Origin of the sequence: Bosea sp. 685, assembly GCF_031884435.1 — a bacterium.
GTDB lineage: Bacteria > Pseudomonadota > Alphaproteobacteria > Rhizobiales > Beijerinckiaceae > Allobosea.
The window spans coordinates 2,581,975-2,602,563 of record NZ_CP134779.1 but is presented as its reverse complement, the minus strand read 5'-3'; the positions used below and the strand labels follow the sequence as shown (position 1 = coordinate 2,602,563).

The 20,589-nt window shown below is 64.6% G+C and carries 17 protein-coding genes; 4 read left to right on the top strand and 13 right to left on the bottom strand.

The genetic code is table 11. The features are described 5' to 3' along the window. Positions 1-2 precede the first annotated feature (2 nt). From pncA to dnaE, 3 genes are all read right to left on the bottom strand, one after another. Positions 3-731 (bottom strand): bifunctional nicotinamidase/pyrazinamidase, encoded by a 729-nt coding sequence (pncA, locus tag RMR04_RS13755; RefSeq protein WP_311915154.1) that lies wholly within the window; start codon positions 729-731, stop codon positions 3-5. A gap of 73 nt (positions 732-804) precedes the next feature. Then, positions 805-1,527 carry an FkbM family methyltransferase gene (locus tag RMR04_RS13750; RefSeq protein ID WP_311915153.1) on the bottom strand — a complete coding sequence of 241 codons (723 nt, stop codon included), beginning with the start codon at positions 1,525-1,527 and terminating at the stop codon, positions 805-807. Positions 1,528-1,709: 182 nt separating this feature from the next. Further along, the gene (dnaE, locus tag RMR04_RS13745) at positions 1,710-5,183 is read right to left on the bottom strand and encodes a DNA polymerase III subunit alpha (RefSeq protein WP_311915152.1); all 3,474 of its coding nucleotides are present in this window, start codon (positions 5,181-5,183) and stop codon (positions 1,710-1,712) included. A gap of 514 nt (positions 5,184-5,697) precedes the next feature. On the opposite strand from dnaE, the gene RMR04_RS13740 reads away from it, so the two are divergent. Further along, positions 5,698-6,045 carry a hypothetical protein gene (locus RMR04_RS13740; RefSeq protein ID WP_311915151.1) on the top strand — a complete coding sequence of 116 codons (348 nt, stop codon included), beginning with the start codon at positions 5,698-5,700 and terminating at the stop codon, positions 6,043-6,045. Positions 6,046-6,444: 399 nt separating this feature from the next. Here the strand turns inward: RMR04_RS13740 and RMR04_RS13735 are convergent, their stop codons facing one another. The 6 genes from RMR04_RS13735 to RMR04_RS13710 form a co-directional block, all read right to left on the bottom strand. Then, positions 6,445-7,131, bottom strand: a complete 687-nt coding sequence (locus tag RMR04_RS13735; protein WP_069691677.1) for an ABC transporter ATP-binding protein — start codon at positions 7,129-7,131, stop codon at positions 6,445-6,447. 20 nt (positions 7,132-7,151) lie between these two features. Further along, complete coding sequence (locus RMR04_RS13730; protein WP_311915829.1) at positions 7,152-8,465, bottom strand: lipoprotein-releasing ABC transporter permease subunit; 1,314 nt, start codon at positions 8,463-8,465, stop codon at positions 7,152-7,154. A gap of 34 nt (positions 8,466-8,499) precedes the next feature. Continuing rightward, positions 8,500-9,831 (bottom strand): proline--tRNA ligase, encoded by a 1,332-nt coding sequence (proS, locus tag RMR04_RS13725; protein WP_311915150.1) that lies wholly within the window; start codon positions 9,829-9,831, stop codon positions 8,500-8,502. A 129-nt stretch (positions 9,832-9,960) separates the two neighbouring features. Continuing rightward, positions 9,961-10,461, bottom strand: a complete 501-nt coding sequence (coaD, locus tag RMR04_RS13720) for a pantetheine-phosphate adenylyltransferase (protein WP_311915149.1) — start codon at positions 10,459-10,461, stop codon at positions 9,961-9,963. Positions 10,462-10,510: 49 nt separating this feature from the next. Continuing rightward, positions 10,511-12,613: a methyl-accepting chemotaxis protein gene (locus tag RMR04_RS13715; RefSeq protein ID WP_311915148.1), complete on the bottom strand. Its 2,103-nt coding sequence runs from the start codon at positions 12,611-12,613 to the stop codon at positions 10,511-10,513. 117 nt (positions 12,614-12,730) lie between these two features. Then, positions 12,731-12,868: a hypothetical protein gene (locus RMR04_RS13710; RefSeq protein WP_311915147.1), complete on the bottom strand. Its 138-nt coding sequence runs from the start codon at positions 12,866-12,868 to the stop codon at positions 12,731-12,733. Positions 12,869-13,032: 164 nt separating this feature from the next. Between RMR04_RS13710 and RMR04_RS13705 the strand changes: the two genes are divergently transcribed. Next, a complete protein-coding gene (locus tag RMR04_RS13705; RefSeq protein ID WP_311915146.1) occupies positions 13,033-14,913 on the top strand; it encodes an ABC-F family ATP-binding cassette domain-containing protein in 1,881 nt (626 codons plus the stop codon). 249 nt (positions 14,914-15,162) lie between these two features. On the opposite strand, the gene RMR04_RS13700 is transcribed toward RMR04_RS13705, so the two are convergent. The 4 genes from RMR04_RS13700 to RMR04_RS13685 are packed head-to-tail and all read right to left on the bottom strand — an operon-like array spanning position 15,163 to position 18,094. Then, positions 15,163-15,651, bottom strand: coding sequence for a nuclear transport factor 2 family protein (locus tag RMR04_RS13700; protein ID WP_311915145.1), 489 nt, complete (start codon positions 15,649-15,651; stop codon positions 15,163-15,165). A 41-nt stretch (positions 15,652-15,692) separates the two neighbouring features. Beyond that, on the bottom strand, positions 15,693-16,103 hold the full coding sequence (locus RMR04_RS13695) for a hypothetical protein (RefSeq protein WP_311915144.1): 411 nt from the start codon (positions 16,101-16,103) through the stop codon (positions 15,693-15,695). Next, positions 16,100-16,552: a DNA polymerase III subunit chi gene (locus RMR04_RS13690; protein ID WP_311915143.1), complete on the bottom strand. Its 453-nt coding sequence runs from the start codon at positions 16,550-16,552 to the stop codon at positions 16,100-16,102. Before RMR04_RS13690 ends, RMR04_RS13695 begins: the two co-directional genes overlap by 4 nt. A 48-nt stretch (positions 16,553-16,600) precedes the next feature. Beyond that, complete coding sequence (locus RMR04_RS13685) at positions 16,601-18,094, bottom strand: leucyl aminopeptidase (protein WP_311915142.1); 1,494 nt, start codon at positions 18,092-18,094, stop codon at positions 16,601-16,603. 160 nt (positions 18,095-18,254) lie between these two features. Here RMR04_RS13685 and lptF point away from each other — a divergent pair, with 160 nt between their 5' ends. Together lptF and lptG are read left to right on the top strand one after the other, a co-directional pair. After that, the gene (lptF, locus tag RMR04_RS13680; protein WP_310149213.1) at positions 18,255-19,445 is read left to right on the top strand and encodes an LPS export ABC transporter permease LptF; all 1,191 of its coding nucleotides are present in this window, start codon (positions 18,255-18,257) and stop codon (positions 19,443-19,445) included. After that, a complete protein-coding gene (gene lptG, locus RMR04_RS13675) occupies positions 19,445-20,533 on the top strand; it encodes an LPS export ABC transporter permease LptG (RefSeq protein ID WP_311915141.1) in 1,089 nt (362 codons plus the stop codon). The genes lptF and lptG overlap by 1 nt, the downstream gene beginning before the upstream one ends. Positions 20,534-20,589 lie beyond the last annotated feature (56 nt).

The window sequence follows — 20,589 nt, the reverse complement described above, 5'->3', positions numbered from 1 at the left end:
TTTCAGCCCGGTAAATCCGCCGCCTTGATCCGCTTGATCCCCAACGCTGCCATATCCGCCCAGGCCTTGGCGAGCGAGCCGTTGAGATCGATCGCGCGGCAGGCCTCTTCGACGACCTGCGTCTCCAGCCCCGCTCTGGCTGCGTCCTGAGCCGTCCAGCTTACGCAGAAATCAGTGGCGAGGCCGACGACGACGGCGCGCGTGACGCCGCGCTCCCTAAGGTACCCGCCCAGGCCCGTCGGCGTCTTGCGGTCGGCCTCGACGAAGCCCGAATAGCTGTCGATCTCCGGCCGGTAGCCTTTCCGGACGATGGCCTGGGCGCGAGGCAGATCGAGATCGAGCCTGAATTCGGCACCCTTGCTGCCCTGAATGCAATGGTCCGGCCACAGCACCTGCGGGCCATAAGGCATCTGGATCAGTTCGAACGGCTTCTTGCCGGGATGGCTCGAGGCGAAGGAGGAGTGACCGGCGGGATGCCAATCCTGCGTCAGGACGATGGTCTCGAAACGCTTGCCCAGCGCATTGATCACCGCAACGACCTCATCGCCCTTGGTCACGGCGAGATTGCCGCCCGGGCAGAAATCATTCTGCACATCGACCACGATGAGCGCGGTGCGGGCGTCGATCATCGGCTTCTCCTGTGCTTGCAGCGGCCCGGCCGCAATAGCGACGCCCAGCACCGTCGCGCCGGCGATCAGGCTGCGACGATCCACGGCGATAGAATTCAGCATGGAAACGTTCCCCATCCTTGTCCAATCCCGCATGTCAGGCCGGAGCGCTTGCAGCGGCGCGGCGCGCCGTCATTCATCCCTCAGTCGTACGCCTCATGCGTGTCACGCCCTTACGGGCAGCAAACATGCGCCCATAGACGTCGCCCGCCAGATCGGGCCGGTAGCAGCGCTGTTCGAGCAGGGGATCCCAGGAGTGCTCATGGGTGTCGATCAGGTCGAAATCCGCTTTCAGGCGGGCCTCCAGCTGGATCCGGTTCTTGCGATTCTGGTACTCCAGCAACACCAGCGAAGTCTTTGACAGGTCGATATGATCCAGCACATCGCCCTCGCCGCCCTCGATATCGATTTTCACGATGTCCGGTGATGGCAGGCTGGCGGGATCCACGACGGCGACCTCGTAGCGCTCGACCATGGCGCCCGCCACGAAGGTATCGCCGGCATAGGATGCCAACCCGGATTCGCCGTCCCCGGCGAAGCGGCTCAGGAAGCTTGCGGTCTTCTGTCCGCCCGGAAACAGAGCCGCGTTGACGATGACGATGTCGCGGCGCTGATGCGTATTGCGTTTCAGAAACGCGAAGGTACCGGGATGCGGTTCGTAGGAGGTCACCAGGCTGCCCGGCCAGCGCGCCGTCGCCCAGAGCGCAAAAGAACCGACATTCGCACCGATATCGAGGATATCGAGGCCGACGCCGTCATAGCCCGCCTCGTACTCGCCCTCCAGCACGTCCTTGATGGCCCAATGCATCGCTTCGGGCACCGCAAGGCTCATCGGAATGCGCGCGATATACTGATTCACGACAGGCCCCCCGGCACTCGGGTCCGTTCCAATCCTCTGGTGAGAAACGGCGTCGCACCCGGATGAAAACGCTTTCCCGCTGCATTTGAAAGCATTGCTCTCAGCTCAGCACAAGACCGGTATCACGCCGGCCGGCCGAGCAGGCGAAAACCCGCGTGACCTCAAGCGGCTTTCGCGCCTCTTCAGCGCAACTCGACGCTGACCACGCCGGGCGCGGCGCGCACCGCATTGGCGATCTGCTGGTTGACCGGATAGCGCCCCGGCAATTCGATCTCGACCTCCTGCGCGCCGTCGTTCAGGATCATCACCAGCGCGATCTTGCCCTCGGCCCTGATGCCGTCGCTGCGCGGACGGACGCGCTCGGCGATCGAGGCCAGCGCCTTGTCGTCGCGCAGATAGACCAGCAGATCCTGCTTCTGACGCGCGGCGAGATCGTCCAGCACCTCGACATCCTCAATGCGGGGTCGAACCTCTTCGCCGTCGAGCACGGCCGAAAGGCGCAGGACCAGCGCCCTGCCCGGCTCCAGCAGGTCCCGGTAGCGCTGCAGCCCCTCCGAGAACAGAATCGCCTCGAACTGGCCGCTCGGATCGGAGAGGTTGACGATGCCCATCTTCGAGCCGGATTTCGTCCGCCGCTCCGATTTGTCGATCACGGAAACGGCGACCTTGGCCACCGAAGTGCCGTTGGCGCGCACGGTCTGGGCGAAATCGGCATAGCGCTGCACGCGCAGGCGCTTGAGCACATGCTCGTAATCGTCGAGCGGATGGCCGGAGAGGAAGAAGCCGACCGCGTCATGCTCGCGCCTGAGCCGTTCGGCCGGTGACCAGGGCTCGACGGGCGGAATGCGGAAAGCCTCCTGGACCGTGCCGCCGCCGAAGAAATCGGATTGTCCCGCCGCCGCCTCGTCGCGCGTGCGGTTGGAAAGTGCCAGCATGCCGTCGATCGCCGCCATGGCCCGGGCGCGTTCCGGCTCCAGCGCATCCAGCGCGCCGGCCGCAATCAACGCCTCGATGGTGCGGCGGTTGACCAGTTTGGTATCGATCCGCCGGGCGAAGTCAGCGAGATCCTTGAAATCGCCGCCGGCGCGGCGCGCGACGACGACGGATTCGACCGCAAGCCGCCCGACGCCCTTGATCGCGCCGAGCGCATAGTGGATCGAGCCATCGGCGACATCGAACTCGACGCCGGAACGGTTGATCGCGGGCGGCAGAACCTTGATCTCGAGGCGCTCGGCGTCGCGGCGGAATTCGTTGAGCTTGTCGGTGTTGCCCATATCGAGCGTCATCGAGGCCGCAAGGAATTCGACCGGATAATTCGCCTTGAGGTAGGCGGTCTGGAAGGCCACCACGGCATAAGCGGCAGCATGGCTCTTGTTGAAGCCGTAATCGGCGAATTTCGCCAGAAGATCGAAGATCTCGGAAGCAATATCCTTGGTCATGCCGCCCTCGACGGCGCCGCGCACGAAACGGTCACGCTGGGCGTCCATCTCGGCCTTGATCTTCTTGCCCATGGCGCGGCGCAGCAGATCTGCCTCACCGAGCGAATAGCCCGAGAGCGCCTGGGCCACCTGCATCACCTGCTCCTGGTAGACGATGATGCCGTGCGTTTCGGCGAGGATCGGCTCCATCTTGGGGTGCAGATAGGTCGGGCTTTCCTGACCGAGCTTGCGGCGGCAATAGCTCGGGATGTTATCCATCGGGCCCGGCCGGTAGAGCGCCACCAGCGCGATCAGATCCTCGATCCGGTCGGCTTTCATGTCGACGAGCGCACGACGCATGCCGGCGCTTTCCACCTGGAACACGCCGACCACCTCGCCGCGCGCCAGCATCTCGTAGCTCTTGGGGTCGTCGAAAGGCAGGCTCGCGAGGTCGACCGCGATGCCGCGCTGGGCGATGAGCTTCACCGCCGTCTCCAGGGTGGTCAGCGTCTTGAGGCCGAGGAAGTCGAACTTCACCAGCCCGGCCTGCTCGACCCATTTCATGTTGAACTGGGTGACGCGCATGCCGGTGCGCGGATCGACCGAGAGCGCGACGAGCTGTTCGAGCGGGCGGTCGCCGATGACGACGCCGGCCGCATGGGTCGAGGCATGGCGGTGCAGGCCTTCGAGCTTCTGGCCGATCTCGAGCAGGCGCGCGACGATCGGCTCCTCTGCAGCCGCCTCCTGCAGCTTGGGCTCGCCGGCAATCGCATCGACCAGCGAAATCGGCTTCGCCGGATTCTGCGGCACGAGCTTGGTCAGCTTGTCGACCTGGCCATAGGGCATTTCCAGAACGCGGCCGACGTCGCGCAGCACGCCGCGCGCCAGCAGCGTACCGAAAGTGATGATCTGGGCGACGCGTTCCTCGCCATAATGGCGTTTGACGTAGTCGATCACCTCTTCTCGGCGGTTCTGGCAGAAGTCGATGTCGAAGTCCGGCATCGAGACGCGGTCTGGATTGAGAAATCGCTCGAACAGCAGGCCGAAGCGCAGCGGATCGACGTCGGTGATGGTCAGCGCATAGGCGACGAGCGAGCCTGCGCCCGAACCACGGCCGGGCCCGACCGGAATGCCCTGGTCCTTGGCCCATTTGATGAAGTCGGCAACGATCAGAAAGTAGCCCGGGAACTTCATTCGGGTGATGATGGAGAGCTCGAAATCGAGCCGCTTCTCATAGTCCTCGACGCTATAGCCGGAAGCCGGGCCGTGCTTGGCGAGCCGCGCGGCAAGGCCGGCGCGCGCCTGTGCTTCCAGCTCCTCCGCCTCGTCGCTCCCTTCCGCGCCGAAGCGTGGCAGGATTGGCTTGCGCAGGCCGACGCGCCAGGAGCAGCGCATCGCGATCTCCACCGTCGCGCTCAAGGCCTCCGGCAGGTCGGCGAAGCGCCGCTTCATCTCGGCGCGACTGGCGAACTGATGCAGCGGCGTGACGCGGCGCCGCTCGCCATCGGAAACCAGGCGCCCGGCGGCGACCGCCAGCAGCGCGTCATGGGCGTCGTAATCGCCAGGCTTTGCGAAGAAAGGCTCGTTGGTGGCGACGATCGGCAGGTCGGCATCATAGGCGAGCCGCAGCAGATGCGCCTCGACCGCGCCCTGCCCCTCGCGCTCATGGCGCTGGATCTCGACATAGAGCCGGTCGCCGAAAATGGCGGCGAGTTGGTCGAGCCGCGTTTTCGCCTGCGGCGCCTGCCCGGCCCGCAGCGCCATGTCGAGCGGACCGCCATAACCGCCCGTCAGGGCGATCAGCCCGTCATGATGCGCCGCCAGGCGCTCCAGCGACGAGATCGGCTGCCCCGAGCCGCCGGCCGCCAGGCAGGCCTCGGAGACGAGCTTCATCAGGTTGCCGTAGCCGCCTTCCGTCATGGCGAGCAGGACAATGTGCGGTATGTCCTGCTGCACGGGCTTGCGGCCGCCCTCGGCTTCATCCGCGAACTCAACCGAGAGCTGCACGCCCACGATCGGCTGCAAGCCGGAGCCCGCCAGCTTCTCCGAGAATTCGAGCGCGCCGAACAGGTTGTTGGTGTCGGTCAGCGCCAGGGCAGGCTGCCCGTCCCCGGCAGCCATCTTGGCGATGGTCGAGACGGTCATCGCGCCTTCGAGCAGCGAATAGCTCGAATGGACATGAAGATGGACGAAGCCGACCTCCGACAGAATACGCGCCTCGCCGGATTCTCGACTCATTCCACCCTCGCCTGCCGCCTGCCTGTGCGCGACTCGCAGCGTCGCGCCAGGGTCATATGAAGCGGTTGCGTGGCAGGCGTCGAGGCGGCGGCATGCCACGCTGTGGATAGACATGCCGCGCTGTGGATAGGTCAGACGCGCGGCCCCGCCATCAACGCCGCCCAGATCCAGATCATGCCGAGGAACAGGCCAAGCGACAGGATTTCGGCCAAGCCAACGACCAGTTTGCGCGCAGCGATCATGTCCATCTCCTATGTTCTTTCTATGTCCAATTTAATTCATGATTTGTTCTCGTCAATGCCTATAGGTCAGTTCCGTTCTGCACATATGAATGGCAGTTAACAAAACATTAAACGAGCGCCGACGGGTCGTCAGAGAGGTGCGACGCCCCCTTCCGGGACGTGCGCCGCCGATCGATCCGGCTGCTATAGTCACGTGAGGCTTCACATGGCTCCGTCAGCTATTCAGCTATGACGCGGGAGATCATGCGCTTTGGCCGCCTCAGGAGTGTCCCATGAAGGCAAGCAAGGTCATTCTTCGCAAATGGACAGGCCGCATCCGAACGGAGGAGCAAGACGAGTACGGCGCCTATGTCGCCCGCACCGGGGCAAGCGACTACGCAGGAACATCCGGAAATCTAGGATTTCAAATTCTGATACGCCCGCTGGGCGACGGAACGAGCGAGATTATGACGCTCAGCTGGTGGGAATCCATGGACGCCATCCGGAACTTCGCCGGAAAGGAGCCTGATCTCGCCCGCTACTATCCCGAGGATGAGCGATTCCTTTTGGATCGTCCCAGTCACGTCGAACATCACCAGGTGATCGCAAGCCGCGTTGCGCTCTCGATCGCGCCCGACTGACTTGCCGTCAGAGCGGCACGACCAGCCCGTCGCGGATGGTGACCTGGCGATCCATGCGCCGGGCCAGGTCGAGATTATGGGTCGAAGTCACGGAAGGACAAACCACGGTATCGCAAAAACAAGCAGACCGAGTGCGACATTCAGGCCCCATAAAATCGGCGGCCAAGTCGTCTCGCGCATCTTTGCCCGAATGCCATTCTTAGCACTGTCGCGGTCAGCCAATCGCCCGTAGGTGGATTGGTAATGAGCTTCGATGACTGACCATGTCGAGGCGCCGATCTCCTGGGCGCATCGTCGAAATGCCAGAAGCAGAGTGTATAGCGTAGCCCAAACGACTGCGATCCAAACGATGGCTCTGAACAAGACATCCGCGGTCGCCACGCGTAAACGCCCTATTCACTACAGCGGCACGACCAGCCCGTCGCGGATCGTGACCTGCCGGTCCATGCGCCGGGCGAGATCGAGATTATGGGTCGCGATCAGCGCCGCCAGCCCCGAGGCGCGCGCCAGGGCCACGAGCGTGCTGAAGACATGCAGCGAGGTATGCGGGTCGAGATTGCCGGTCGGCTCGTCGGCCAGCAGCAGGCGCGGCGTATTGGCCATGGCGCGCCCGATCGCGACGCGCTGCTGTTCGCCGCCGGAGAGTTCGCCAGGCAGATGGTCGAGGCGCGCGCCCAGGCCGAGGAAGGTCAGGAGTTCGGCGGCCCGCTCCTCCGCCAATTGCTTCGGCAGTCCGCGGATGCGCTGCGGCAGGACGACATTCTCCAGCGCGCTGAATTCCGGCAGCAGATGATGGAACTGGTAGACGAAGCCGATCTCGGTGCGCCGCAGCCGGGTGCGGCCCTTGTCGTCGAGCTTGGCGGTCGCCATGCCGCCAACGAAGACCTCGCCGGCATCCGGCTTTTCGAGCAGGCCCGCGACATGGAGCAAGGTCGACTTGCCCGTGCCGCTCGGCGCGACGAGCGCGACGAGCTCGCCCGGCCACAGCGCGAAATCCGCCTTACGCAGGATTTCGAGCGGAGCGTCGGTCTGGGGATAGAAGCGCTCGACCTGGGAGAGGAAGAGCGCAGGTGTTTCGCGTTGCATGATGCGACCAGTTCCCGCCTTCAACCCATCCTGAGCGCTTGGACGGGGTCGAGACGCGCCGCCTTCCAAGCCGGATAGAGCGTCGCCAGCAGCGACAGGACAAGCGCCATTACCACCACGCTCGTGACCTCGCTCCAGTCGATGACGGAGGGAATGTCGCTGAGGAAACGCACGGTCGGATCCCAGAGATTGGCGCCGGTGAGCCAGTTCAGCGCCGCAGTGATCGACTTGATATTCCTGGCGAAGACGATCCCGAGCCCGAGACCGGCCAACGTCCCGAAGACGCCGATCGCCGCGCCCGTGATCAGGAAGACGCGCAGGACCGTGCCGCGCGTCGCCCCCATCGTCCGCATGATCGCGATGTCGGATGTCTTGTCCTTCACCAGCATGATCAAGCCCGAGACGATGTTGAGCGCCGCAACGAGCACGATCAGGGCCAGGATGATGAACATGACGTTGCGCTCGACTTCGAGCGCGCTGAAGAAGGTCCGGTTGCGCTGGCGCCAGTCGGACAGCACCAGCGGTCGCGGCGCATCGGCCTCGATGGCGTCGCGCACGGCCTGGGTCTTGTCGGGATTGTCGACGAAGATCTCGATAACGTTCACGTCGCCGTCGCGGTTGAAATAAGCCTGCGCCTCCGTCAGCGGCATGAAGACGAAGGAACTGTCGAACTCGGTCATCCCGATTTCGAACACCGCCTGCACCGGATAGGCCTTGATGCGCGGCGCGGTGCCAAAGGGCGTGGAGGCCCCGCGCGGCGTCACGATGGTGATCGAATCGCCTGGTTGCAGCGACAGCGAATCCGCCAGGCGCTTGCCGATGGCGACGCCGCCAGCCGTGTCGAAGCCATCGAGCGTGCCGCGCCTGATGTTGCCACCGACGAAGGGGATCGATTTGAGGTCGGCCTCGCTGATGCCGCGCACCAGCACGCCGCCATTGGCGTATTGCGAAGACGCCAGCGCCTGCCCCTCGACCAGCGGGATGGCGAGCTTGATGCCCGGCACCTTCCGAAGCCGCTCCGCCACCGCCATGTAGTCGTCGAGCGGGCGGTCGATCGGGGTCGCGAAGATGTGGCCGTTCACGCCGACGATCTTCTCCAGCAGCTCCTTGCGGAAGCCGTTCATCACCGACATCACGATGATCAGCGTGGCGACGCCGAGCAGGATGCCGAGGAAAGAGAAGCCGGCAATGACTGAAACGAAGCCCTCGCGTCGACGCGTGCGCAGATAGCGCCCGGCCAGCAGCCATTCGAAACCGGCGAAGGGGCGGGTTCCGGTGGGCTGAGTGCGCGCGCCCGCATCGGCCGTCTCGGCCGGCATCGCCTGCGTCGCCATATTCATCGACCCCTGCCCTGCCGGTTACGCTGGTTCACGCGGTCTTGCCCTTGAAGCGGTCGAGCGCGGCCTCGAGCGAGACGAGTTCGCGCTCGCCACCGGCGCGGCGCTTGATCTCAACCTTGCCCTCAGTCAGCCCCTTGGGGCCGACGATGATCTGCCAGGGCACGCCGATCAGATCGGCAGTGGCGAATTTGCCACCCGGACGCGTATCGGTGTCGTCGTAGAGAGCGTCATAGCCCTTGGCGAGCAGCGTCTTGTAGAGCTGCTCGCAGGCGCCGTCGGTCGCAGCATCGCCGACCTTGAGGTTGAGCACCGCGACATCGAAGGGCGCGATTTCATCGGGCCAGATGATGCCGCCCTCGTCATGGCTGGCTTCGATCAAGGCGGCGACCAGCCGGCTCGGGCCGATGCCATAAGAGCCCATATGGACCGGCGAGAGCGTGCCGTCCGGCCCGGCCACGGTCGCGCCCATCGGCTCGGAATATTTCGTACCGAAATAGAAGATGTGACCGACTTCGATGCCGCGCGCCGAAAGCTGCTTGTCGGCGGGGATCGCGTCAAAATCCGCAGCCTCATGCATCTCTTCTGTCGCGGCATAGAGGCTCGTCCATTTGTCGACGAGGCTCTGGAGACCGTCCACGCTCTCGAAATCGATGTCGATCGCGGGCGTCTCGAAGTCGAGATAGTCCTTGTGGCAGAAGACCTGACTCTCGCCGGTCGAGGCCAGCACGATGAATTCGTGGCTGAGATCGCCGCCGATCGGGCCGGTGTCGGCGCGCATCGGGATCGCCTTCAGGCCGAGCCGCGCGAAGGTGCGCAGATAGGCCGTGAACATGCGGTTATAGGCGTGGCGCGCGCTGGCCTGGTCGATGTCGAAGGAATAGGCATCCTTCATCAGGAATTCGCGCCCGCGCATCACGCCGAAACGGGGGCGGACCTCGTCGCGGAACTTCCACTGGATGTGGTAGAGATTGAGCGGCAAGTCCTTGTAGGACTTCACATAGGACCGGAAGATGTCGGTGACCATCTCCTCATTGGTCGGGCCGTAGAGCATCTCGCGGTCGTGCCGGTCCTTGATGCGCAGCATCTCCTTGCCATAGGCGTCGTAGCGGCCACTCTCGCGCCAGAGATCGGCCGACTGGATCGTCGGCATCAGAATCTCGATGGCGCCAGAGCGGTTCTGCTCCTCGCGGACGATGCGGCTGATCTTGTCGAGGACGCGCAGGCCCAGCGGCAGCCAGGAATAGATGCCGGCGGACTGCTGACGGATCATCCCGGCGCGCAGCATCAGGCGATGCGAGACGATCTCGGCTTCTTTGGGCGTGTCGCGCAGCAGGGGCAGAAAGTAGCGGGAGAGGCGCATGGAGGAACTCGTGGAACGGTGGACTCGCACCGAAACGATGCGAGTCAGTGGTGCCAGAGACACCATCGCCGTTCGCAAAATGCAAATGCAAATCCAATTCGCACCACCGAAAATGGCGCGGAACCGGGGTTAGCGCGTCGGGAATTTGACCTTGAGCCTGGCGCTGACCGGCGGCGGAACGAAAGCCGAGACGTCTCCGCCCATCGACGCGATCTGGCGGACCAGCGTCGAGGTGATGTAGCGCGTGTTGGCGGAGGCCGGGAGGAACACGGTCTGCAAATCGGGCACCATGGTCTGGTTCATGCCCGCGAGCTGCATCTCGTAGTCAAAGTCGGTGGCGTCGCGCAGGCCGCGGATCATGATGGTCGCGCCGGCGTCCTTGGCGGCCTGGACGGCGAGATAGTCGAAGGTCACGACCTCGATGGCGACGCCCTGCGCCGCCACGATCGGCTCCGCAACCTCGCGCAGCAGCGCGGCACGCTCATCCGCCGAAAAGATCGGGGCCTTGCCCGGATGCACGCCGATGGCCAGGACGAGTCGGTCGCAGAGCCGGCAGGCGCCTGCGATGACATCGGCATGGCCGTTGGTAATCGGGTCGAAGGATCCGGGATAAAAGGCTGTGCGGCTCATCAGGAAGGGTTAGCCCCTGCCCGCCTCGCCGACAAGCGGCTCGCCGTGCTCACGCCGCACGGACCTGGGTGATGAACTGATCAATCCGTGCCTTCAGCGAACCCGCAAGCCCGCTCAATTCGCTCGATGCCCGCAAAACAGCAGCCGCAGCCTCCGAAGTCTGCTGCGAGGCGTTCGAGACCAGGCTGGTGGCGTCGCCGATTCGGCTGAACTCATGGGTCGCGGCGCTGACATCGGAGACGATGGCATGGGTCACGCCATGCTGCTGGCGCATCGTTCCCGCGGTGCGGCGGACCGCGTCGCTCAGATCGGCGATCATGCCGCGAATGCCGGCGATGGCATCGACGGTCTCGCCCGTAGCCTGGTTCATCGTCGCGATCTGGCGCGAAATGTCCTCAATGGCGCGCGCGGTCTGAGCCGACAGCCCCTTCACCTCGGAGGCGACGACGGCGAAGCCGCGACCGGCGTCTCCGGCGCGGGCGGCCTCGATCGTGGCGTTGAGCGCAAGCAGATTGGTCTGCGCGGCAATGCCGGAGATCAGGCCGGTGACGTCGGAGACGCGCGCGGCTCCTGTCGCCAGCGAATCCACAATCGCTCCCATCTCGTCCGCATAATCCCGCGCCGACCGTGCCGAGCGGTCGGAGGACTGAACGTCGCCGTCAAGCCGATCGATCGCCAGACGCAGATCCCGCGCCGCCTCCTCGATCGAGCTCATGCTGAAGATCGCCCGCGAGGCCGCCTCATGGACCGTACCGGCATTGGCCTGCGTCTCGCGCGCTCCCGCCGACAATTCGTTCGCCGTCACGCTGAGAGCCTCGGCGGCGTTGGAGACCGCGCTCGTGACGCCCAGCACGGAGCGCTCCAGATCGGATGCGAGATCGCTGAGCAAGGCGGCGCGCTGCCGCTGTGTGTCGCTATCGCGCTCCTCGCGTTCCTGCAGGCGGGCCTGCTCGTCGCGCACCATGGTTTCGCGGATGCTCTGGACGGACGCCGCGATCGCGCCGATCTCGTCGCGTCGCTGCGCGCCAGGGATGCGCAGATTGGTGCGTCCAGCCGCGGCCCCCGCAAGCGCCTCGGCGAGCCCGGCGATCGGCTGCGCCACCGAGAGGCCAAGCAGCAGTGCCACCAGCAGCACGGGGCCGAGCACGCTGAGGCTGGCCACCACGATCGCTCCCTTGAGCTTGTCGATGACGGCAAAGGCCGAACTCTCCGGCTCGGTCAGCCAGAGCAGCCAGGGCCAGCCATCGACCGTCATGCTGCGTCCGGTCACGACCAGCGGCGCGCCGTCGCGGCTCGTCATCTTGAGCATGGCGCCGCCCGAGGCGGCGAGCCGACGCGGATCGAGCGTCTCGACGGGCGCCGTGCCAGCCTGTCGCGCAGCGGGGTTCGAGCGCATGAAGCCGTCCGCGCCGACGACATGAGCCTCCGTATGGCGCGAGGCGCTGGCGCTCGCCGCCAAAACCTCATCGATCAGCGAGGTGTTGATCGCGAAGATGAGCGTGCCGGCCGGCTCGGAAGCCCCGGCATCGGCGTCAGAGAAACGCTGCGCCAGGAAGGCGCGCGATTCGCCGCCGACCGGGTCGTAGGGCGCGAAATCGATGACAGACTGCTCGCCGATGGGCCGCTTGCTCGCGGCCTCGAAGACCGTGCCAAGTCCTGATCGGGCAAGGTCGGGCTCGCTGATCAGGCGCCCGAATTCGGGCCCCTTGGTCACGCTGTAGACGACGCGGCCCTTGGCGGAGACGAGGTAGATGTCGGCATAGCCGAACTGCTTCAGGATCGCGGAGTAGGTCTCGTGGATCGCAACATGGCGCCAGGAATAACCATGCTTGTGATCCTGGCCGGTCCGCGCCGCGCGCTCGGATGAAGATAGCGAACCATCCCCTTGATAATAGGACAGAATGGCGCTCCGGTCATAAGCGCCCAACTCCATCCATTTGCCGATCTCGTCCAGCATCGTGACCGTATAGGCACTGCGCGCCTGCACCGAGAGCTCGGAGCGGATCTGCAGCCAGCGCCGCTCGATCGCCTTGGCATGGCTTTCGGCGAGAATATCAAGGCGCTCGCGCACCGCTTCGCGGGTCCATTGCTGAACGGCAAAATAGGCCGACCCTCCCACCGCGAGCGCAGCGAGGCATGCCAGGCCGAGCATGGCAGCAGGAAGCCTGAATCTCAGACTGAACAAGCGTCCTGGCCCCCGCAGCGACACCAATAATGGTCCCGGCTGAATAAACCCGTCCGCGTTAACTTTCGCTGAAGGGGCTCGCGATCAGGACAATGGCAGCCAGGATAGCGGCAGCAATGCCGCAGCCGCGGCGGCACTGCCGACGATCACCGACGTCAGGGCTATCAGGATAGATGCGACCGAGACATGGCGCCGGCCGGCAAAACTGAAATTGAGCTGCATGGGATGCTCTGGGCGAATCGAATGATGTTCGACTTACTTTGCGTGAGGGCGCCGCCGGGCCGCGGAAAGGCGAGACCGTGGCGAAACCGTGACGGCGTCCGGCGAACAGCCTCTAGGCGCGTTTGACGATTGCTTTAGGGGCGAATTCCCGCCTAAACCGCCGCATGCTCACGATCAACGACATTACCTACAGGCTCGGTGAACGGCTTCTGCTCGATCACGCCAGCGCCTCGCTTCCCGATGGTTCGCGCGTCGGCCTGGTCGGCCGCAACGGCACCGGCAAGACCACGCTCTTCCGCATCATCACCGGCGATCTTTCGCCGGAAGGCGGCAGCATCAGCCTGCCCAAGGGGCGGCGCATCGGCGGCGTCGCGCAGGAGGCGCCCGGCGGTCCGGAAACGCTGATCGAGGTCGTCCTCGCCGCCGACACGGAGCGCGCGGCCCTGATCAAGGAGTCCGAGACCGCCAAAGACCCGCATCGCATTGCCGAGATCGAAACCCGGCTTGCCGATATCAACGCCCATTCCGCGCCGGCCCGCGCCGCGACCGTGCTGCACGGCCTCGGCTTCGACGAGGCGGCGCAGCAGCGCCCCTGCTCGGATTTCTCCGGCGGCTGGCGCATGCGCGTCGCACTCGCCGCCGTGCTGTTCTCGGAGCCCGACCTGCTGCTCCTCGACGAGCCGACAAACTATCTCGATCTCGAAGGCACGCTCTGGCTTTACGATTATCTCGAGCGCTACCCGCACACCGTGCTCGTCGTCAGCCATGACCGCGAATTGCTCGACACCTGCGTCGACCACATCCTGCATCTCGACCAGGGCAAGCTGACGATCTATCGCGGCGGCTACACCTCATTTGCCAGGCAGCGCGCCGAAAAGCAGATGCAGCTTTCGAAGGCCAAGGAGAAGCAGGACGCCGAACGCAAGCATCTCCAGGCCTTCGTCGACCGCTTCAAGGCCAAGGCCTCGAAGGCGCGCCAGGCGCAGTCGCGCGTCAAGCGGCTGGAGAAGATGGAATCGATCGCAACGATCGTCGATCGCGACGTTCAGCCCTTCAGCCTGCCGGGCCCCGAGCGGCCGCTCTCGCCCCCGATGATCGTGCTGGACAACGCCAGCGCCGGTTATGGCGACCGCACCGTGCTGTCGAAGCTCAACCTGACGCTCCTGCCCGACGACCGCATCGCGCTGCTCGGCTCGAACGGCAACGGCAAGTCGACCTTCTGCAAGCTGATCGGCGGCAGGCTGCCACCGCTCTCGGGCACGATGCGGAAATCATCGAAGCTGGAGACGGCCTATTTCGCCCAGCACCAGCTCGACGAATTGCGGCTGGAGGACACGCCGGTCGCGCACTTACGTGATCTGATGCCGGACGCACCCGAAGCCAAGGTGCGCTCCAAGGCTGCGCAAATCGGCTTCCCCGCGAGCAAGGCCGAGACGCCGGTGAAGAACCTGTCCGGCGGCGAGAAGGCCCGGCTGATGCTGGGGCTCGCGGCCTTCGGCGGCCCGCATCTCTTGATCCTCGACGAGCCGACCAACCATCTCGACATCGACAGCCGCACCGCGCTGGTCAACGCGATCAACGACTATCCCGGCGCGGTCATCCTGGTCAGCCATGATCGCTTCCTGATCGAATCCTGCGCCGACCGGCTCTGGCTGGTGGGCGACGGCACGGTCAAGAACTTCGATGGCGACATGGAGGATTACCGCAGCTTCGTCCTCGGCACGGCAAAGGCAGCCAAGCGCGAGAAATCGACGGCTGAAGCAAGCTCGCCAGGCAACGCCAAGGCTGAAGAGCGCAAGGGCGCAGCGGTCAAGCGCGTCGCCCAAGGCCCACTGCGGCAGAAGCTCAACCTCGCCGAGGCGAAGATCGCCAAGCTGACCGGACTGATCGAGAAAGTCGACGGCGTGTTGGGCAACGGCTCGGCGTTCGCCCGCGATCCCGACAAGGCGCGCATCCTGTCGCGGCAGCGAGCGGAGCTCGCCGAAGCGCTGGCCGCTGCCGAAGAAGAATGGTTGGGACTGAGCGAGGAGTTGGAGAACGCCTGACCTCGAAGGGCTTGGTCACGGCTCCTTCGACAAGGGCCGCCGGATCGGCTCGGCCTCGTTTTCGGGCAGGCGGGTCAGGATGATGCGCGTCGTATAATTGCCGTGGCGCCAGCCCGCTTGCTGGCACTCAAGTCACCGACCATCGCCGTCGTAGCGCGATACGGATCGTTCAGACGCAAGGCCCGGCAAGCGATTCGGCTCGCCGGAGATGCACCCGATCAGAGAATAATCGCTTCTGCTGCCGTATCGTCAATTCCTGACGGGCTTCAGCGCCGGATCCCAATGCTCGACGATCTTGCCGTCCTTGACCCGGAACAGATCGAACCAGTAGCTGTCATAGGTCTTCAACTCATCGCCGGGCTCTGCCCGGCTGCGACGCATCACGAGCTGGACGAGATCGCCCTGCGTCACGACGGCTACGAACTCGGTCGCGATGATCGCAGTAGTGGATTTGGGGTTCGGCCAGATCTTCGAGAAGTACGCGTTGAACCCAGCCAACCCACTCGCCACATTGGGATTGTGCTGGATGTAGTCGTCGGCGAGATAGTCCTTCGCCCTGGTCCAGTCCTGCGCGTCGAAGACCTTGGACCAGAAGTCGAGGACGAGCGCCTTATTGGCGGCTTCGGCTTGCGACAATTGCGAGACCGTCTGCGCCAAAGCGGTCCGCGGCATGGTCGAAAGCAGGGCAAGGCCCGTCATGGCGACGGCTGCAAGACGAAGGATCGATGACCGCCGCATATCCTGGTTCCTGCTCCCGATGCGGGAATACGCCGAAGAGGTCAGCCCTGCCCGGGCTTCACGATCCGGCTCAGCCGGTTGTCGGTGAACATATAGATCTCGCGGCCGCCGGGCTCGGAATAGAGCACCTGTACCTCGCGCTGGCCCTTGCCGCTGTCGCCGATCAGCACATCGGTCGGGCGTGCGCCCTTAAGCTTGACCAGCTCGCATTCGGTGATGCCTTCCGCGATCTGCGGCGGCAAGGGGCGCGTCGAGGGATCGAGCGAGACATCGGCGCTGCATTCGCCGTCTGCGGTCAATTGCGCTTCCTGAGTCGAGACGCGTGCCGTGGCGCTGCTCGTTGTCGCGGTGGTGCGCCCGCCATTGGACTCCGAGGTGAAGGCGAACCCGCCCATATCGACGGAACATCCGCCCAGAGCGGCGGCGCAAACGAGCAGGACAGGCAATTTCACGCTTTTTTCTCCCAGCGGCCGGCCTCGTCCTGCTGCCAGTAGCTGGCGCTGGCGCCTGAGGCCCGAACCGACTTCCAATCCTCGCGCGCCGCTGCCAGCGCGTCGGGATCGTCACCATCGAAAATCAACACGACGCGCTCGTAGTCCTGCAATGCGTCGGGAATGCGGACACCCTCCGCACAGATACGAACCTGCGCCGCGTTGGGGTTATGCGCCTTCGTCGTCAGCACGATCGGATTCGCCGCCGCATCGGCCTCGGCTGCCGTGACGTGAGGCAGGAAGCTCTCGTCGGAATAGGTCCAGAGATGATCGTCGAGCGCGCTGAGACGCTCCGGGCTGGATAACTCGACCACGACCTTCTGCCCGCGCGAAACCGCCCGATCGAGAATCGTCGGCAGGACCTGTTCGAGCGGGCGCGATTGCAGATGGAAGAACAGGATTTCCGGCATGAAAGCCCTTCTTTCCAAAATATTGCGGACATGATCTCCGGAATCGAATCAGCCTTCGTAATGCTCAGCCACCAGACGGTCGAGCAGGCGCACGCCCCAGCCCGAGCCCCAAGAGCGATTGGTCTCGGTATTGGGCGAACTCATGCCCGTGCCGGCAATGTCGAGATGCACCCAGGGGGTGTCGTTGACATGGCGCTGCAGGAACTGAGCGGCGGTGATCGAGCCGCCATAGCGCCCGGCCGAGTTCTTCATGTCGGCGAATTTCGAATCGATCATCTTGTCATAGGCCGGGCCCAGCGGCATGCGCCAGACCGCCTCGCCGGTCGCCTTTCCGGCGGTGCTCAGCCGCTCCGACAGCTCGTCATTATTGGAGAACAGGCCGGCGTGTTCCTGCGCCAGGGCAACCAGGATCGCGCCGGTCAGCGTCGCGAGATTGATCATGAATTTCGGCTTGAACTGGTCTTGCGTGTACCAGAGCACATCGGCCAGCACGAGGCGGCCTTCCGCATCGGTGTTGATGATCTCGATGGTCTGGCCCGAGAGCGAGGTGACGATGTCGCCGGGGCGCTGGGCATTGCCGTCAGGCATGTTCTCGACGAGGCCGATCACGCCGATGGCGTTGACCTTGGCTTTGCGGGCGGCGAGCGCATGCATCAGCCCGGTGACGCAGGCCGCGCCCGCCATGTCGCCCTTCATGTCCTCCATGCTGGCGCCGGGCTTGAGTGAGATGCCGCCAGTGTCGAAGGTTACGCCCTTGCCGATGAAGGCGACAGGCTGGACGCCGGACTTCGCGCCATTCCAGCGCATCACCACGACGCGACTTTCGCGGCGCGAGCCCTGGCCGACGGCGAGAAGGGCGCGCATGCCGATCTTCTTCAACTGCTTCTCGTCGAGGACCTCGACCTCGACGCCGAGTTTCTCGAGCTTGGCGGCGCGATCGGCGAACTCTTCGGGGTAGAGAACATTGGGCGGCTCGTTGACGAGGTCGCGCGCCAGTTCGACGCCGCCTGCGATCGCCTCGCGCGCCTTCAAGGCTTTCTTGAGCGCAGCAGGGTCAGACGCCCGTAGCGTCACCGTAAGCGGCTCGGCTTCGTCCTTGTCCTTTGTCTTGGTCTTGTAGCGATCGAAGGCATAAGCGCGCAGCCGCATCCCAAGCGCGATGTCCGCGGCCTGGTCGGCCGTCGGCTCACCCTCCGGCAGGACCAGAATCACATCAGCGCTGCGGCCATGACCCAGGCGCCCGGCGATGGCGCCGCCAAGCTTGGCGAAATCGAGCTTGCCGCGCTCTGCTTCCGGGCCGACACCGATGGCGATCAGGCGCTCGTAGCCGGCGCCGTCAGGGGCCAGCAATGTCAGCCCCGACAGCGCCTTGCCTTTGAAGCGCTCGGCCGCGGCAGCGCGCGCGAGCAGGCTGTGGGCGCCTTCGCCGAGCCATTCCTCGGCCGCCTTCGGCGGCGTCAGCGCATCCGATACCAGAATCACGAGATCCTGACCGGAGATTGCGTTCAGGGCTTTGACCTCGAGCTTCAGGCGCTGCGACATGACGGGCTCACGATTTAGGGATTGGGGCGTCGGGAAGGGCGAAACGAGACGAACACAAACGATTCCCGTTTGCGCCTTGATTGCGCCTATACCATAGGGTGAGTTCGTCGAACCGTCCAAGGGAGCGCTTGCCTCCCAGCCTCGCATCGGAATCAGAAGCTTGTTCCTTAAGCGCCTCGACCGCTACATCCTGAAGATCGCGACGGTCGCGGCCATCGTCCTACTTGTCGGGCTGACGAGCGTGATCTGGGTCACGCAGGCCCTGCGCGAGGTCGATCTGATCACCGGCAAGGGCCAGACGGTCCTGATCTTCTTCACCGTCACGCTGCTTTCGCTGCCGGCGCTGGTCGCAGGCATCGCGCCGGTCGCGCTGTTCATGGCGACGCTCTACACGCTGAACCGGTTGAACAGCGATTCCGAATTGATTGTGATGAACGCGGCCGGCGTCGCGCCCCATCGCCTGACGCGGCCCTTCATCGTCCTGACGATCGCGACATCCCTGATCGTCTGCTGGATGACGCTGTCGGTGATGCCGGCGGGATTTCGCATGCTGCGCGACCTGATCACGCTGATCCGCGCCGATTTCGTCGCGAACGTGGTCAAGGAGGGCCAGTTCGTCTCGCTCGATTCGGGCGTGACCTTCCATTACCGCGAGAAATCGGGCGACGCGCTTGTCGGCATCTTCATGCAGGACAGGCGCGATCCGAAGCAGCCTTCGATCTATATCGCTGAGCGCGGACGCACCGTCGACGTCGACGGCAACAGCTTCCTGATGCTGGAAAAGGGCACGATCCAGCGCGAGAATCGCCAGGACACGACCTCGATCATCTCGTTTCAGCGCTATGCGCTCAACCTGTCGGCCCTGTCGGGCGATCCGACGGGAGGCTCCGGCGAAGGCGATGGCGACAAGGTCACCTACAAACCGCGGGAGCGCTCGACCTGGGCGCTGCTGAACCAGGACCCCAATGAGAGCTATTACAAGCTCCAGGAGGGGCGTTTCCGCGCCGAACTGCACAACAGGCTGTCGGCGCCGCTCTATCCGATCGCCTTCATGCTGATCGCGTTCGCGGCGATCGGCGAGGCCCGCACCACGCGTCAGGGCCGCGCGGTCGCGCTCCAATCCGCCATCCTCATCGTCAGCGCGACGCGCATCGGCGCTTACGCCGCCTGGACAGCGAGCGTCAGATCAAGCTTCGCGGTCTGGTTGCTCTATATCCTGCCGCTGGCCGCCATCATCATTTCGGTCTCGTTGATCGTCTTCGGCCAAAGGCTGCGGCCTTTCCTGGGACGCCTCACGGCGCCCTTGTTCGCGCCGTTCAACCTGCTCGCAGCAAGGCTTCGGCGCGCCTAATGCTTCTGATCTCGACCTTTGGCCGCTATCTGACAAAGCGGTTCGCACGCGCCATCCTCGGCGTCTTCAGCACGTTCTTCTTCCTGATCGGAACGCTCGACTTCGTCGAGCTGATGCGGCGCGCGGGCGATTCGCCCATCGCCACGACACCGCTGATCATCCAGCTCGCGCTCTACCGCGCACCGGCGGTCGCCGAACAGATTTTTCCGTTCGCGGCACTGTTTGGCGGCATGTTTGCGCTGCTGACGCTGAGCCGGAAGCTCGAACTCGTCGTCGCGCGCTCCGTCGGCGTCTCGGCCTGGCAATTCCTGCAGCCCGCGGCTCTCGTGGCCGTGGTCATCGGGCTGGTCTCGATCCTGGTCTATAATCCCGTGGCGGCCGAGTTGAAGCGCAAGGCCACCGCGCTCGAACTGCGGCTGTTCGCCCGCACCGGCCAGACGGCCAGCGGCCAGGATATCTGGATGCGGCAACGCAGCGTCGACGGCCAGGCGATCATCCGCGCCGCCGGTGCGCTGCCGGACGGTGACGGCCTCTCCGACGTTGCGATCTTCAACTTCGATGCCAATGGCGGCTTCGTCGAGCGGATCGACGCGAAACGCGCCGTGCTCTACCGAGGACACTGGGAACTCACCGACGCGCGCGTGATATCCGCCATGGAAGAGCCGCAGAACTACAAGACCTACCTGCTCGCGACCACGCTGGAACCGGAGCAGATGCGGCAAAGCTTCACACCGCCTGACGCCGTCGGCTTCTGGGCGATGCCCACTGTGATCGAGAGAACGCAGCGCGCCGGCCTCGATACGACGCGTTATGAACTGCGCTATCAGTCACTTAAGGCGCGGCCGCTGCTGCTCGTCGCCATGGTTTTGGTCGCTGCGTCCGTTTCCTTAAGATTTTTCCGGTTTGGTGGGGTAACTAGACTGGTGATAGGTGGCGTGGCGGCCGGCTTCGTGCTGTATGTTGCGACGCAGCTGTCTGAGGAGCTCGGATCGTCGGGGATCGTCAATCCGATCGTCGCCGCGTGGCTGCCTGCAGCCGTCGGAACGATGCTGGGAGCCTTGGCCCTCCTTCATCAGGAAGATGGGTAAGAGTACTGTGCCTATGGTTAATTTAGGATTGAGCGTATGAATGTGGGCGTGAGACG